General features: G+C 53.4%; 14 protein-coding genes. 7 read left to right on the forward strand and 7 right to left on the reverse strand.

Features of this window, described 5'->3' with window-relative positions; all coding sequences use genetic code 11:
• Positions 1–43 precede the first annotated feature (43 nt).
• Together hpf and ptsN are read left to right on the forward strand one after the other, a co-directional pair.
• Positions 44–637 carry a ribosome hibernation-promoting factor, HPF/YfiA family gene (gene hpf, locus J0X12_RS02875; RefSeq protein ID WP_237687985.1) on the forward strand — a complete coding sequence of 198 codons (594 nt, stop codon included), beginning with the start codon at positions 44–46 and terminating at the stop codon, positions 635–637.
• A 42-nt stretch (positions 638–679) separates the two neighbouring features.
• Positions 680–1,144, forward strand: coding sequence for a PTS IIA-like nitrogen regulatory protein PtsN (gene ptsN / locus J0X12_RS02880; protein WP_207042000.1), 465 nt, complete (start codon positions 680–682; stop codon positions 1,142–1,144).
• A 30-nt stretch (positions 1,145–1,174) separates the two neighbouring features.
• On the opposite strand, the gene J0X12_RS02885 is transcribed toward ptsN, so the two are convergent.
• Positions 1,175–1,393, reverse strand: a complete 219-nt coding sequence (locus J0X12_RS02885) for a hypothetical protein (RefSeq protein WP_207042003.1) — start codon at positions 1,391–1,393, stop codon at positions 1,175–1,177.
• Between the two features lie 34 nt (positions 1,394–1,427).
• The gene (locus J0X12_RS02890) at positions 1,428–1,886 is read right to left on the reverse strand and encodes an Hsp20 family protein (protein ID WP_207042005.1); all 459 of its coding nucleotides are present in this window, start codon (positions 1,884–1,886) and stop codon (positions 1,428–1,430) included.
• A 196-nt stretch (positions 1,887–2,082) separates the two neighbouring features.
• Between J0X12_RS02890 and J0X12_RS02895 the strand changes: the two genes are divergently transcribed.
• A complete protein-coding gene (locus J0X12_RS02895; RefSeq protein ID WP_207042008.1) occupies positions 2,083–3,594 on the forward strand; it encodes a 3-hydroxyacyl-CoA dehydrogenase in 1,512 nt (503 codons plus the stop codon).
• 16 nt (positions 3,595–3,610) lie between these two features.
• On the opposite strand, the gene J0X12_RS02900 is transcribed toward J0X12_RS02895, so the two are convergent.
• From J0X12_RS02900 to nthA, 4 genes are all read right to left on the reverse strand, one after another.
• The gene (locus J0X12_RS02900) at positions 3,611–3,874 is read right to left on the reverse strand and encodes a hypothetical protein (RefSeq protein ID WP_207042010.1); all 264 of its coding nucleotides are present in this window, start codon (positions 3,872–3,874) and stop codon (positions 3,611–3,613) included.
• Between the two features lie 65 nt (positions 3,875–3,939).
• On the reverse strand, positions 3,940–4,302 hold the full coding sequence (locus J0X12_RS02905; protein WP_207042012.1) for a nitrile hydratase accessory protein: 363 nt from the start codon (positions 4,300–4,302) through the stop codon (positions 3,940–3,942).
• Positions 4,292–4,960, reverse strand: coding sequence for a nitrile hydratase subunit beta (gene nthB, locus J0X12_RS02910; RefSeq protein WP_207042014.1), 669 nt, complete (start codon positions 4,958–4,960; stop codon positions 4,292–4,294). Before nthB ends, J0X12_RS02905 begins: the two co-directional genes overlap by 11 nt.
• Position 4,961: 1 nt before the next feature.
• Positions 4,962–5,582 carry a nitrile hydratase subunit alpha gene (gene nthA / locus J0X12_RS02915; RefSeq protein ID WP_207042016.1) on the reverse strand — a complete coding sequence of 207 codons (621 nt, stop codon included), beginning with the start codon at positions 5,580–5,582 and terminating at the stop codon, positions 4,962–4,964.
• 173 nt (positions 5,583–5,755) lie between these two features.
• Between nthA and J0X12_RS02920 the strand changes: the two genes are divergently transcribed.
• The 3 genes from J0X12_RS02920 to J0X12_RS02930 all read left to right on the forward strand — a co-directional run bounded on the left by J0X12_RS02920 (position 5,756) and on the right by J0X12_RS02930 (position 8,119).
• Positions 5,756–6,334, forward strand: coding sequence for a carboxymuconolactone decarboxylase family protein (locus tag J0X12_RS02920; protein WP_207042018.1), 579 nt, complete (start codon positions 5,756–5,758; stop codon positions 6,332–6,334).
• Positions 6,335–6,434: 100 nt separating this feature from the next.
• Positions 6,435–7,337 (forward strand): ATP-binding cassette domain-containing protein, encoded by a 903-nt coding sequence (locus J0X12_RS02925; protein WP_207042027.1) that lies wholly within the window; start codon positions 6,435–6,437, stop codon positions 7,335–7,337.
• Positions 7,338–7,342: 5 nt separating this feature from the next.
• Positions 7,343–8,119: an ABC transporter permease gene (locus J0X12_RS02930; protein WP_207042029.1), complete on the forward strand. Its 777-nt coding sequence runs from the start codon at positions 7,343–7,345 to the stop codon at positions 8,117–8,119.
• Positions 8,120–8,134: 15 nt separating this feature from the next.
• Here J0X12_RS02930 and J0X12_RS17545 read toward each other — a convergent pair whose 3' ends face one another.
• Positions 8,135–10,402, reverse strand: coding sequence for a phosphate acyltransferase (locus J0X12_RS17545; protein ID WP_207042031.1), 2,268 nt, complete (start codon positions 10,400–10,402; stop codon positions 8,135–8,137).
• A gap of 97 nt (positions 10,403–10,499) precedes the next feature.
• Between J0X12_RS17545 and mutS the strand changes: the two genes are divergently transcribed.
• The gene (mutS, locus tag J0X12_RS02940) at positions 10,500–13,166 is read left to right on the forward strand and encodes a DNA mismatch repair protein MutS (RefSeq protein WP_207042033.1); all 2,667 of its coding nucleotides are present in this window, start codon (positions 10,500–10,502) and stop codon (positions 13,164–13,166) included.
• Positions 13,167–13,231 lie beyond the last annotated feature (65 nt).

Below are 13,231 nucleotides of genomic sequence, written 5' to 3' on the forward strand. Positions count from 1 at the left end.
TTTCGGCGGATATTGGTCTCACTTCAAGGATTGGATCGTTGTGATGCATGTGATTGTAAAAGGTAAGCAGATTGATGTCGGCGATGCCCTTCGCGAGCATATCGAAGGGAATCTGGAGAACGGCGTTTCCAAATATTTCGATAATGCGATAGATGCGCAAGTAACGTTGAGCCGGAACAGCCATAACTTCCACACGGAGTGTAATGTCCACATTGGCTCCGGCATCGATGTCGCCGCCTCTGCAGATCATACAGATGCCTACAGCAGTTTCGATTCTGCGCTGGAACGCATAGAGAAACAGCTCCGCCGTTACAAACGGCGTCTTAAAAGCCATCATGGCAAAGAACGCTATCAAGCGAAGATGGCTTTTGCCGCACAAAGCTATGTCCTTGCGCCGGAACCAGAAGAAGACCCATCAGAACATGAAACGCAGGACGACTGGCAACCGATTATTATCGCGGAGAGCAACGCGAATATTCCGGACTGCTCTGTTGGCGAAGCCGTGATGCGCATGGACCTTGCCAACGTGCCTGCGATGATGTTCCATAATTCCTCGACGAAAGAGCTGAATGTGGTGTACCGGCGGCCTGATGGAAATATCGGCTGGATCGACCCCAAGGTCGAAAAGTCCGTATAATTTTATTTGTTGCCGTCTATACGACCAACTAGATCAGGTATCATGGAAATCAGTGATCTTATTCAGCCGCAGACAGTCTTTGCGGATCTGAAAGCCACAAGCAAGAAACAGGCTTTGCAGGAGCTGGCACGTCGTGCTGCAGCTGTTACAGGCTGTCCAGAGCGGGACATTCTCGACGTTCTAATCGAACGCGAACGCCTGGGCACTACCGGAATCGGCAAGGGTATTGCTATACCTCACGGGAAACTACCCGGAATTGACAAGGTATATGGGATTTTCGCAAAGCTGAGCACCGGTGTCGATTTCGATTCGATGGACAATTTGCCCGTCGATCTTCTGTTTTTGCTGCTTGCTCCGGAATCGTCCGGCGCCGATCACCTCAAGGCACTTGCCCGTGTTTCCCGCACGCTTCGGGACAAGGGGCGGTGTGAGAAATTGAGAGGCAGCCAAGATGCGGATGCCCTATATGCAATCCTGACGGAAGAGGGCGCGCAGTCGGCTGCCTGATCTGGTGATGGGAATGTCCCGCTTTGGTGTCTAGTTGACGAGAAATGCCTCGAAATCGTTCTGGCGGGCGACAACCAGTGCGGTATCGGCTGATTTTTCCTCTCCAAGTTGCTGGCCGTTGGCTGCAAAAATGCGAAATACAACGGTCCCGCTTTCTTCGAAGGCACGAACATAAGCCATATCCATTGATCCCAGCATACCGAAGGCAGCGGGACTTAAGTGGCGGAGAGTAGCTTCTTGATATTGCATTTTAAAAACTCCTTAACGCGACCCCAATTATCTATTATTCAATAAATTCCGACGAATTGACGGGTTTCATCTCTTTTTTTGAACTTTTCTTTCTGATCTTGATCTGACGGCTTTCCGTTTTTGGTATCGGTAATTGTAGATCGATATGCAGAAGTCCATTCTCCATATCCGCGCCCGTAACTTTCAAACCCTCCGCAAGTACAAATTTACGTTGGAACTGACGAGCGGCGATTCCACGATGCAGGAAGACTCGCTCCGATTCGTCCCTCTGCTTACCATGAATGATAAGTTGATTTTGTTCCAGCGTTATCTGCAAATCATCCTCGGTAAAACCGGCAACGGCAAGCGTAATGCGCAATTCGCTGTTGCTCAATTGTTCAATATTATAAGGCGGATAACCTTCTTTCGAAGACTTTGAAAGCTGGTCGAGAATCTGTTCAAAGCGGTCAAACCCCAGCATGAGCGGGTGATTAAATGATGATGCGCGTGGCATGCTACATATTCTCCTCCAAATGAGCGAGCCAGCTGCGAATTAGATATTAACCGCAGCCATTAATAGCCCAAAAAAGGCACTATCAGTGAATTATGTAAGGATTAGATGCGATGTCATCAAGGTAGGGTTTTACAAATTTCATGCGCAAGGTATAAGTCGGTCACTACTTTCGACAAGAACAAAAATGGAAAACAGAATGAGCATCGACCCGCAAAAGCAGGATTTAAAGATAGGTATCGTCGGCGCCGGCGCCATGGGCCGGGGCATCGCCCAAGTATCCGCAACTGGCGGCATGCCGGTATATATTTATGACGCGGCCGATGGCTCGGCGACAGCGGCAAAAGATTTCATTACCTCAATGATCAGCCGGTCCGTTGAGAAGGGTCGCATGGAAAAAAGTGACGGCGACGCGGCCATTGCGCGCGTTCATGTTGCGAGCAGCATCGAGGGACTGTCGGATTGCGATCTGGTCGTCGAGGCAATTGTTGAGAATATTGACATCAAGCAGAAGGTTTTCCGGCAGTTGGAAAGTGTTGTCCGCCCGGAAACCATTATCGCGTCTAACACGTCCAGTATCCGCATTTCCTCCATCGCCTCGGCTTGCACACATCGTAACCGGATTGCAGGCCTGCATTTCTTCAACCCCGTTCCCCTGATGAAACTGGTCGAAGTGATCAATGGCACGGATACCAGTGAAGATGTCACGAAGGCGCTGGAAGTCATTGGAAAGCGGATGGGCCGCGTTCCGGTAGTTGTCAAGGATGCGCCTGGTTTCCTCGTTAATCTTGGAGGGCGTGCCTATACCACAGAAGCCCTGCGGATTGTTTCTGAAGGCGTTGCAACACCGTTCCAGGTGGACGCCATTATGCGTGATGCCTGCGGGTTCCGTATGGGCCCATTCGAGCTTATTGACCTTACAGGGATCGACGTCAATTTTCCGGTCAGCCAGATTATTTACAACGGCTATTTCCAGGATAAGCGCCTTTCCACTTACCCATTGCATGAAAGCATGATGGAAGCAGGCCGCCTCGGTAAGAAAACGAAGGCCGGTTTCTATGAGTATACTGAAGATAGCACCATTATACGCCCGGACGTGACGGAGGAGGTCTCTGCGAGTCCCGCCCGTCGCGTCATCCTTGCCGAACCGTCCACGACACTGGACGGCCTCTTGCGGGACCTTGGTGTCAGCGTCCTGTCAGAGGACGATGGTGTGTCGCCTATTCTTGCCGATCCGATTGGGGAGGATTGCACGGCGTTATGTGCCCGGCTCGGCCTTGATTCAAAACGCCTGGTTGCCATCGACACCCATACAGGCGTTTTCTCTCGGGCAACCGTCATGGCGGCCCCGGGCGCAAACGAAGAAACCGTTCAATCCGTCATGGCAATGCTGAGTGCGGTTTCGGGCGGCGTGACCCGCATCAAGGACAACCCGGGTTTCGTTGCGCAACGTATCCGCGCCATGATCGCGAACCTCGGCTGTGAGATGGCCCAGATCGGGGTTGCAACGCCGGAGGATATCGACAAAGGCATGAAGCTTGGCCTTAATTATCCGCTGGGTTCCGTGGAGCTTGCCGAGAATATGGGCACCAAAAACTGCTTACGGATTCTGGAAAAACTCCAGGAAATTACCGGGGAGGACCGCTATCGGCCAAGCCAATGGCTTCGCCGACGCGCAATTCTGGACCTCCCGATCCACACACGGGACTAACTGCCGAAACGCCCATCTACTGGATGGGCGTTTCTTCTTCTCGTTCTGACGCCATCTGCGCCATTTCCTGAAGTGCACCGGCTGCGTTGCCGCCAAGGCTGGTTTCAACAGCCTGCATCATTGTGGCAATAACTGCCGCCGTGAAATGTTCGCGCTCTAGTCCCGCGGACAAACAATCGTGTAGCGCAGTATCGAGATGGCCGGTGATTATTTCAGCGGCTTTCTCCAACTTGTGCTGGGTGTCATCATCGGGCACGGGGTTTGAAATATTGTCAGTCACGAGCTTTCCAGTTTTCTAGATTGAACTGACCAGAGACATAAGGCTTTGTTTCACGATACGCAAATCTATTTCCGGGATTTATGGATATCGATTGGCTGTCCATGGGGGGTATGCTCCGATGCTTCGCGCCATTCCGCTTTACGCGTCGACAATTGCTCTGCCGTCAGCAAGTTTTTCTGGGCGACGATTTTCTCGAGCGCAGACAGCCAGCAAAGATAGTAGGCCGTGTTTCCGACCCCCTGCCCTGACGCAGTATCAGCCGAAATTTCAGCGCCAAAAACATCCGCCCATTCGCTCCAGCTGAACTGGCCAGCTTCATTCAGTTTCACTGTCATCGCAAAGGCCTGCGCCTGCCATGGTTCTTCAAATACCGGACCGTCGCCATCCTGCGGAATATCGATAGCCTGAAGTACGGGGTCAAGTTGCATCGCCCGGCGCCTCCAAATAGTCATCCCACAGGTCGATAAAGATATAGTCGCCTTCGGTGCCATCCGGCCCCCAAAGCTCCGTCGAAGCAAACTTCACACTGTATAGCGGCTGCGGATCACTGCCGCCATGCGCGCTAGCATCCGGGAAAACATGAGGGCCGTAATTGGCAACGATTTCCCCAATGTGCCCCCTTGCGTAACGGGGAAGGCGGGTATGCCCTACTGGATGGATGTTTTTTGCGCGCACTTTATCCCCCACCTTGAAGCGTGCAGGTTTTCCATCTTCTGCGATAAAGTTTCCGCCTTTGTCCATCACCGGATCGACGTCCTCGGCCTTCAGGGCCGGTTTCGGAGTAGTAACCGGTCTTGGCTCTTGAGCGCCGGCAAGCTCTTCTTCTGAAATCAGACCCTTCTCGGTCAAGATACGGATTAGGCCATCAAGCCAGATTTCGTAATAGCTGCTGCCAAGATAGGTTGCCGGATCCATGCGTTCCCGGGCATGACGTGATTCATCTAGATTACGCACGCCGACAGCGGTAATCGCGTTGTTAATCGCAAACATCCGCTTTTCCCAATCCGCATGGAAAACCGGTTCATTCTCCCCAGGTTCAACCGGGCCCATGCCATGCATGCCGCCCATGTCATGAATGCCGTTCACCTCAAGCGCCCTCCGCCATAGCGGGTCGGTCCGCTTCCCGCGTGCCAATCATGCTGTCGCGATTAACCAGCCGCGCAAGTGCCTCTTCATCCATTCCGTCTGTTCCCTCTGGTCGTTTCGGGATAACGAGATATCGGGTTTCCGCTGTACTGTCCCAAACCCGGACTTCCATATCATCAGGCAAAAACGTTCCAAATTCCTCTAGGACCTTGCGCGGTTCCCGGACGACGCGCGCCCGATAGGGCGCAGATTTATACCAGACCGGCGGCAAGCCCAGCACCGGCCAGGGGTAGCAGGAGCAGAGCGTACAAACGACGACATTATGGATCTTGTCCGTGTTCTCGACCGCCACCAATTCTTCGCCTTGTGCGCCAGTATAACCAAACTCTGCTACCGCCGATGTCGTATCTGCCAGCAACCGCTCTCGAAAGGCCGCATCCACCCACGCCCGTGCGACGACTTTTGCGCCATTCTTCGGTCCCACCTTGTTTTCATATCGGTCAATCAGTGCATCAAGCGCCTCTGCCTCTACCAACCCCTTTTCAATGAGCAGGGATTCAAGGCTTTTCACGCGAAGAACTGTGTCCGGCAGTGGATCGTCGTGTTTATGATTGGATGCCATTAATTCCCCCCAAAGCAGTCTTGCTTGTTCTTAATCATTCGTTAAGGCTCTATCAGCGAATATAAGCTGCATTTTTATGGAGTTCAAAAGCATTTGCGAAAAATAAGCAGGACTGTTGCCGCACAGCTTTGTACTGCGCTGTCCGTCCGGATCGCAATTACGAGGGGAGAGAAATGACCTGGATCAGAACTATCCCAATGGAACAGGCAGATGGCCCCCTAAGGAACCTCTATGAACAGATCAAGGGAGAAGACGGCGAACTCGATACCGTCATGGTCGCGCATTCGCTCCGCCCGCATTTGATGGAAGGGCACAGAATACTGTCCCAGAATGTCCTGAACAACAGTGCCAACGCCCTCGCGAAATGGAAACTGGATGCGATCGGTGTCTATGTCAGCCTGTTGAACGGATGCGACTATTGCGCGGATTTCTATTTCAAGGCGCTCTGCGCACTGATGGAAGACGAGGAGGACTCGAAGCGGCTCTGGTCCGCCTTGGAAGCAGACCAACCGGACCTTGTTCTCGCCGGTCCGGATCTGGCAATGATGCTCTATGCCAATCTGTTGACAACACGGCCAAACCAGATCTCTGTCAGCATGATCGACGAGCTTCGGAATTCAGGTCTTTCGGATGGTGAAATTCTCGAAATTAATCAGGCCGTTTCTTATTTCTCATACGTCAACCGTACTGTTCTCGGCCTCGGAGTGTATGAGACGGGAGACGATGTAAAGGCGCAGACCTCCTACACCTGATTTCGGGCAACGAAGCTAAACCCAATTGCGACAATCAAAGTCTTGTGCTTTGAGATTAAACTCCATACCCTCCCGCTTTTATGAGTTAAGAGGGAGCCCCATGGGAAGCACTGCCGTCATCACCGCCACGAACCTTGTCAAGCGGTACGGCACGCTTGAAGTGGTCAAGGGAATCAATTTTTCCGTGCCGGCGGGACAGTGTTTCGGTTTGCTCGGGCCAAACGGTGCCGGGAAATCAACAACCATGCGGATGATCATGGGCCTCTCTGAAATAACCTCCGGTGAGTTGGAAGTGTTCGGCGAAACCGCCACCGACATGAGCCGGGAGGTAAAAGCAAAAATCGGCCTAGTGCCGCAGGAAAGCAATCTCGACCCCGATATCACGGTTCGGGAAAACCTGGTTGCGTTTGGCCGTTACTTTGCTCTCTCCAAGCCCGTCATCGACCAGCGCAGCAAAAAACTGCTGGATTTCATGCAACTCAGCGATAAGGAGTTTGCTCCGGTGAATGCCTTATCCGGCGGCATGAAGCGCCGCCTAACAATTGCGCGGGCCCTTATTGGCGATCCTGAAATGGTGATCCTTGATGAGCCGACTACAGGGCTCGACCCGCAGGCACGTGTCCTCATCTGGAAACAGTTGATGGAACTTAAAAGGGACGGAAGAACCCTTCTGCTGACAACCCACTATATGGATGAAGCGCAGCGGCTTTGTGACCAGATTGTCGTCATTGACAACGGCATGATTCTCGATCAGGGCACACCTGATGAATTGATCGCCCGCCATGTGAAGGGATTTGTGTTCGAAGTGCAAAAGCCCAACCTTGCCGCCTCTCCAGATGATCGATGGGAACAGGAGGATATTGGGGATTCCGTGCTCTATTTTGTCGATGACACCGCGGAATTCATTGTCGATTTGCCCCAAGACGCAATCTATCTGCATCGCCCCGCCAATCTTGAAGATGTTTTCCTGCGCCTGACCGGAAGAAAGCTGAGAGAGAATTAAGCCCGATGAAAATGCCGGAATCTGTATATGTGTTGGCGGTATATAATCGTCAGTATCGGGTGTTCAGAAAACTTCTGGGCTCCTCTCTTGTCTCAAATGTTGCCAACCCCATTCTGTTCTTGTTTGCCTTTGGCTTTGGCATGGGCTCCTTCATCGACACCATGTCGGGGATGGATTACCTGACATTCGTCGTTGCCGGAATGATTGGTTATTCCGCTGCCTTCGCTGCAAGTTTCGAGACGTCGATTGGTGCTTTTACCCGCTATTTTCTACAGAAAAACTGGGACGCCATTCTCTCAACCCCGGTTACGCTTGCGGAATTAATGATGGGGGAAATTCTCTGGGCTTCAGTGAAGGCCCTGTTCTCGGCCGTGTGCGTCCTGATTGTTGGCTGGATATGGGGTGGCGTACCAACATCATTTGAACCGCTGATTGCCCTGCCGATTGTTTTCCTGGGGTCAGTATGCTTCGCATGCGCTGGCTTGGTCGCCACGGCCTACGCGAAAGGATATGAATTTTTCGCCTATTTCTTCACATTCTGGATAACGCCGATGTTTGTGTTCTGCGGTGTGTTTTTCGACATCGGCCGATTTCCGGATTTTATCCAGTATCTTGCCTGGGGCTTCCCAATGACGCATCTGGTGGCAGCCATTCGCCCCCTTACCGCCGGCACGGAAGTGGATGTCGCCGCAACCCTGCTGCATGTAGGCTATATCATTGTGTTCAGCGCCGCAGCTTTCTGGGTTGCCCACAGAAAGCTGCGTCAGCGGCTGTATGACTGAAATACGCTGTATTCTTTACTGACTGGCTTCATGCGCCGCCAGCGCCGCCATATTGACAAGGTCGGAAACGGTCGCGCCGATCGGAACAATCTGCACCGGCTTTGACAATCCAACAAGCAACGGACCAATTACCTTGCTCTCCCCCAGAACCGGCATGAGTTTCGATGCGATATTGGCGGAATGCAGGCCGGGCATGACCAGAACATTGGCCGGCCCCGACAAACGACAGAACGGATAGAAGCTGGCCATCAGTTCCGGGTCCAGCGCGACATCCGCTGAAATATCGCCTTCATATTCAAAATCGAGCTCTTCACGATCCATTATCTCCACGGCCTTGCGGATACTGTCGGCCGTGTAATGTTTCGGGTTTCCAAAATTGGAATAGGACAACAGCGCGACACGCGGCTCATGCCCCAGGCGCCTTGCGACTTCTGCCGTTTCCTTGGAAATAGTGACAAGCTCTTCTGCTGTTGGCAAAGTGGTAACGGTCGTATCAGCCATAAAGACAGTCCGGTCACGGCCGACGATGACAGAAACCCCGATGACCAATTGATCGGGCTTAGGATCGATCACTTTCTGGATTTCCTTGAAGGCAACTGAGAAACGCCGGGTAACGCCCGTAAGAACCGCATCCGCATCCCCCATGGCAACCATGCAGGCCGCGAAAATATTACGGTCCCGATTTACAAGTCTGGCGCAATCCCGGCGCAGATAGCCGTTCCGCTGAAGCCGTTCATAAAGGAAATTGTAATATTTTTCCCGATGCTCCATTTCACGCGCATTGTAAATCTCGATATTCTCAGAACCCTCAATGCCGATCTCGGCCATGATTTTCCGAATTTCATCCTCTCGGCCAATAAGCACGGGAATGCCGTATCCGGCTTTCTGGAATTCAACAGCCGCGCGGATAACCTTTTCTTCTTCACCTTCGGCAAACACCACCCGGCGCGGCGCGGCGCGCACTTCATCGAGGATAAGCTGCAGCGAACCCGCCGTCGGGTCGAGACGCGCCCGAAGCTCGTTCCGATATGCCTGCTCATCGATAATGGGGCGGCGGGCAACGCCACTGTCCATCGCCGCTTTCGCAACGGCCGTCGGCACATGGCTGATCAGCCGCGGATCGAACGGCACCGGAATGATATAGTCCGGGCCATAGATTGGCCGCTTGCCCTTATAGGCGGCGGCCACTTCATCGGGAACATCCTCCCGTGCCAATTCGGCCAAAGCCTCGGCAGCGGCGATCTTCATTTCCTCATTGATTGTCGTCGCCCGCACATCGAGGGCACCGCGGAAAATATAAGGAAAGCCGAGGACATTATTAACCTGATTCGGAAAGTCGGAACGTCCCGTTGCTACAATGGCGTCTTTACGTACTTCTGCAATTTCCTCGGGCCGGATCTCCGGATCGGGATTGGCCATGGCGAAAATAATCGGCTTGTCCGCCATGCTTCCGACCATCTCCTTGCTGACAGCCCCCTTTACCGAAAGCCCCAGGAAAATATCCGCGCCGACCATGGCTTCTTCCAGTGTCCGGGCATCAGTGGTAATCGCATGGGCGGACTTCCACTGGTTCATCCCGTCTTCGCGGCCCTGATAGATAACGCCCTTGGTATCGCAAAGAATGGCATTATCGTGCGGCAATCCCATCGCCTTGATCAGTTCAAGGCAGGCAATTGCGGCGGCCCCGGCGCCGTTCACCACAACCTTGCAGGTCTTGAGATCTCGCCCTGTCAGGTCCAGCGCATTAATGATACCGGCGGCGCAAATAATCGCGGTGCCATGTTGATCATCGTGAAAGACCGGAATATCCATCGCCTCGCGCAGGCGCTGCTCAATTATAAAACATTCCGGTGCCTTAATATCTTCAAGATTGATTCCCCCGAAACTCGGCCCCATCAGCCGGACACAATTGACAAATTCGTCAACGTCTTCGGTATCAAGCTCAAGATCAAAACAATCGATATCGGCAAAGCGCTTGAAAAGAACTGCCTTCCCTTCCATTACCGGCTTGGAACCGAGAGCACCCAGATTGCCAAGACCAAGGACGGCCGTACCATTGGAAATAACGGCGACGCGATTGCCTTTCGTGGTGTAGTCATACACTCGCTCGGGATCGTCAGCGATCGCAAGGCACGGCCCCGCAACACCTGGTGAATAGGCAAGGGAAAGATCCTGTTGAGTAGCCACGGCCTTGGTCGCCACAATTTCAAGTTTCCCGGGCTTGCCCTGCGCGTGATAACGCAGTGCTTCTTCATACTGGCTGAAATCCGGCTTATCGCTCATCGACCCGTGTCCTCACAAAACTCTTGTCATCTAATTCAAGTATATAAAAATACGATTAAGCAGTTGGCAAAATGGCCTGCTATGGTAGTTTTCCCTCATGCCTACCCTAGTAAAAACCAAGTCGCAACCGAATAAATCAGTAACGCCCATGATGGAGCAGTATCTTGCCATCAAAGCGGCACATCCAGACAGCTTGCTGTTCTACCGGATGGGAGATTTTTACGAGTTGTTTTTCGATGACGCGGAAGTCGCGTCGAAGGCACTGGATATTGCCCTGACGAAACGCGGCAAGCATGCCGGCGACGACATACCAATGTGCGGTGTTCCTGTTCATGCAGCAGACAGCTATCTGCAGAAGTTGATCCGCAAGGGGCATCGCGTCGCCGTAGCCGAACAGACGGAAAGTCCGGCGGAGGCAAAGAAAAGGGGCTCTAAAGCCGTTGTTGCGAGGGAGGTTGTCCGTCTGGTTACGCCAGGCACCATTACCGAAGACAGCCTTCTTGACGCAAGGAGCCATAATTTCCTACTCGCGCTGGCGCGCGCCGGGAAAGATTACGCGATGGCCTGGCTTGATATATCCACCGGCGAGTTTTTTGCGGCGTCCACCGAGCCAGAAGAGCTGGCGGCGCAAATTGCCCGCCTGCAACCCGGTGAGATTCTTGTTTCGGATAAATGGCTGGATGAAGCAAATTTTTCAGAACTGATGAACGAATGGGGCAAGGCGCTGACCCCGCTCCCGTCCGTACGTTTTGACAGCCAAAATGGCGAAAAGCGCCTCAAAGCCCTGTTCGATGTGGCGACCCTTGACGCCTTTGGCGCCTTTAATCGCGCGGAGCTGGCCGCAGCGGGGGCGTTGGTGGACTATGTGGAGCTCACTCAGAAGGGCAAATTTCCCTTGATCAAGGTGCCGGTAAAGCTCGCGGCATCCGATGTCATGTCCATTGACGCAGCGACTCGACGCAACCTAGAGCTAATCCGCACAATGACAGGAGATCGGACCGGAAGCCTGCTGGCCACCATTGATCGGACGGTTACAGGTGGTGGAGGACGCCGTCTAGCCGCCGACTTATCCAGTCCCCTCACCGATCCGGCAAAAATCGCAGAACGACTGGATATGGTCAGTTACTTTACAAGCGATCATGGTCGGCGAGAGCAGCTTCGGGAAATCCTGAGACGTTGCCCCGACACGGAACGGGCGCTCTCTCGATTAATGCTGGGCCGCGGCGGACCGCGCGATCTCGCAGTAATACGTGACGGTCTCGGCGAAACTGCCAATATACGCGCCGGCATAGCGACAAGTGGGCTTGATTCCCTTCCCGCTGGCCTGATGACCGCAAGCGAACAGCTTGGATACCACGCCGAACTTGTGGAACTCCTGCGGGCGGCGCTCGCGCCAGACGTTCCCTTGCTCGCCCGGGATGGAGGGTTTATCGCCCGTGGATTTCGCGTCGATCTGGAGGAACTCCGGACGCTGCGCGACGAAAGCCGTCGCCATATCGCCAATCTGCAGGCGGCCTACGCGAAAGACGTCGATGTTCCCTCCCTCAAAATAAAACATAACAATGTGCTTGGATACTTTATCGAAATCACGCCCCGATTCGTCGATAAAATGACAGAGCAGTTTATCCATCGCCAAACCATGGCAAATGCCGTGCGGTATTCGACGGTTGAGCTTGGAGAGTTGGAAGACAAAATATCCCGCGCCGCGGACCGGGCGCTCGCCTTGGAGATTTCGCTATTTGATGAGCTGGTCGGCAAAGTGAAAGAGGCGGGCCCGGCAATCCTGGCAGCGGCCGAGGCAATTGCCCGGATCGACGTCGCGGTAAGTCATGCAGAACTGGCTGTTGAACAATCCTATTGCCGCCCCGTTGTCGATAACAGCCTCAGCTTTGAGATTACCGGCGGCCGCCATCCGGTCGTCGAGGCTGCGCTTAAATCCAGTGCGGAAGCCGATTTTGTCGCTAATGACTGCTGCCTCAACGAGGCCCAGCGACTCTGGCTTCTGACAGGCCCCAACATGGCCGGTAAGAGCACGTTTTTACGGCAGAACGCGTTGATTACGATATTGGCGCAGATGGGTGCCTTTGTTCCCGCGAACACCGCCCATATTGGCGTAGTTGATCGGCTTTTCAGCCGCGTTGGTGCCGCCGATGATCTCGCCCGCGGTCGTTCAACCTTTATGGTCGAAATGGTAGAGACCGCCTCTATCCTCAATCAGGCAGGCCCCCGCGCCCTTGTCATCCTTGACGAAATTGGGCGTGGAACCGCGACTTATGACGGACTTTCCATTGCCTGGGCGACTGTTGAGAATCTGCATGACGTAAATCAGTGCCGGTCTTTGTTCGCAACTCATTATCACGAATTGACAGCCCTTGCGTCAAAGCTCGACGCTCTCCAGAATCACAGCATGCGCGTCCGCGAATGGAAAGGCGACGTTATCTTTCTGCATGAGGTCGGAGAAGGCTCGGCAGATCGATCTTACGGCATTCAGGTAGCAAAGCTGGCCGGCCTTCCAAAAGCCGTCATTAAGCGGGCGGAAGCAGTCCTTACAGCGCTGGAAGAAAAGGATCAGGGGTCAGCGGCCACGCGGCTCGCAAATGATCTGCCGCTTTTCTCGACCGTAATTGCGGAGTCGGCCGCGCAGGAAAAAACAAAAATGCCGTCCAAGCTCGAAGAAAGGCTCAAGACTATCAATGTTGACGATCTCTCGCCTCGCGACGCACTCAATCTGCTTTATGAGCTCAAGGAACTGGGGCGTGACTGACCAACTATTTAATGACAAGGCCGTTACAACTCATTAGGTTTCAACTCAATAATTGACATTAAGAA

The organism is Sneathiella sedimenti (genome assembly GCF_017313765.1).
Classification (GTDB): domain Bacteria; phylum Pseudomonadota; class Alphaproteobacteria; order Sneathiellales; family Sneathiellaceae; genus Sneathiella; species Sneathiella sedimenti.

Bases quoted from the DNA above. Each gene is read 5' to 3' on its own strand.
- nthA (WP_207042016.1), bottom strand. From the start codon at position 5,582: ATGGCATCCAATCATAAACACGACGATCCACTGCCGGACACAGTTCTT.
- mutS (WP_207042033.1), top strand. From the start codon at position 10,500: ATGCCTACCCTAGTAAAAACCAAGTCGCAACCGAATAAATCAGTAACG.
- J0X12_RS02930 (WP_207042029.1), top strand. From the start codon at position 7,343: ATGAAAATGCCGGAATCTGTATATGTGTTGGCGGTATATAATCGTCAG.
- J0X12_RS02895 (WP_207042008.1), top strand. From the start codon at position 2,083: ATGAGCATCGACCCGCAAAAGCAGGATTTAAAGATAGGTATCGTCGGC.
- ptsN (WP_207042000.1), top strand. From the start codon at position 680: ATGGAAATCAGTGATCTTATTCAGCCGCAGACAGTCTTTGCGGATCTG.
- J0X12_RS02885 (WP_207042003.1), bottom strand. From the start codon at position 1,393: ATGCAATATCAAGAAGCTACTCTCCGCCACTTAAGTCCCGCTGCCTTC.
- J0X12_RS02890 (WP_207042005.1), bottom strand. From the start codon at position 1,886: ATGCCACGCGCATCATCATTTAATCACCCGCTCATGCTGGGGTTTGAC.
- J0X12_RS17545 (WP_207042031.1), bottom strand. From the start codon at position 10,402: ATGAGCGATAAGCCGGATTTCAGCCAGTATGAAGAAGCACTGCGTTAT.
- J0X12_RS02920 (WP_207042018.1), top strand. From the start codon at position 5,756: ATGACCTGGATCAGAACTATCCCAATGGAACAGGCAGATGGCCCCCTA.
- J0X12_RS02905 (WP_207042012.1), bottom strand. From the start codon at position 4,302: ATGCAACTTGACCCCGTACTTCAGGCTATCGATATTCCGCAGGATGGC.
- J0X12_RS02925 (WP_207042027.1), top strand. From the start codon at position 6,435: ATGGGAAGCACTGCCGTCATCACCGCCACGAACCTTGTCAAGCGGTAC.
- hpf (WP_237687985.1), top strand. From the start codon at position 44: ATGCATGTGATTGTAAAAGGTAAGCAGATTGATGTCGGCGATGCCCTT.